The organism is Pseudomonas brassicacearum, assembly GCF_003732265.1.
Lineage (GTDB): Bacteria > Pseudomonadota > Gammaproteobacteria > Pseudomonadales > Pseudomonadaceae > Aquipseudomonas > Aquipseudomonas brassicacearum_D.
Genome location: NZ_MOBK01000305.1, coordinates 1 through 666, shown reverse-complemented (window position 1 = coordinate 666; position 666 = coordinate 1). Strand labels below are relative to the sequence as shown.

Annotated in this window: 1 protein-coding gene and 1 pseudogene; one reads left to right on the top strand and one right to left on the bottom strand. The window is 58.9% G+C overall.

Annotated elements, in window-relative coordinates:
• Nucleotides 1–92: pseudogene (locus tag BK660_RS31430) on the bottom strand (short-chain dehydrogenase); the annotation flags it as partial.
• A gap of 198 nt (nucleotides 93–290) precedes the next feature.
• On the opposite strand from BK660_RS31430, the gene BK660_RS31425 reads away from it, so the two are divergent.
• A partial coding sequence (locus BK660_RS31425; protein WP_123436450.1) for a LysR family transcriptional regulator occupies nucleotides 291–666 on the top strand: 376 nt, incomplete at its 3' end.

The window sequence follows — 666 nt, the reverse complement described above, 5'->3', positions numbered from 1 at the left end:
CCTTGTTGTGCGAACGTCGTCGCAGTAGCGCGGCCGATGCCACGGGCAGATGCGGCACCGGTGATGATTGCGACTTTGCCTTGGAGAAGCATGGAGGAATACCTCGAATTGTTTTTATTGGCCCGGTTCGCAATGAACCGATGACTCAGCTTGTCCTCCAGACCGGCCCTGAGCAATAACGCAAACTTCACTGGGTGCTGCAAAAAATTCAGCACTCGCCAGCGTTGTCTGCCGATGTTTGAATAGCCACAAGCCCGGCCCAAGCCACTTGCAGCGGAAAAACAATCATCATGAGTTCATCTGGCGAAGCACCTGCGACCCTGCCTCCCCTGAAAGCCATTCAGGCCTTTGAGCAAACGGCCCGCTTCGGCAACGTTGCCCGCGCGGCCGAACTGCTGGATTTGACCCCGTCGGCGGTCAGTCACCAATTGGCCAAACTGGAAGCGATGATCGGGCGTCAGCTGTTTCTCAGAACAGCCAGAGGCGTGACGTTGACGCCAGTGGGCGAGCAATACCTGACTGAAGTGTCCGGCATTCTGCACAGCCTCGCGGTGGCGACAGAGCGTGCCGCCAGCGATGTCAGCCTCGATTGCCTGCGGTTGCACTCGTCGCCCAGCTTCGGGCTGCTGTGGCTGATGCCGCGGCTGGAACAGTTTCGCCAGAGTC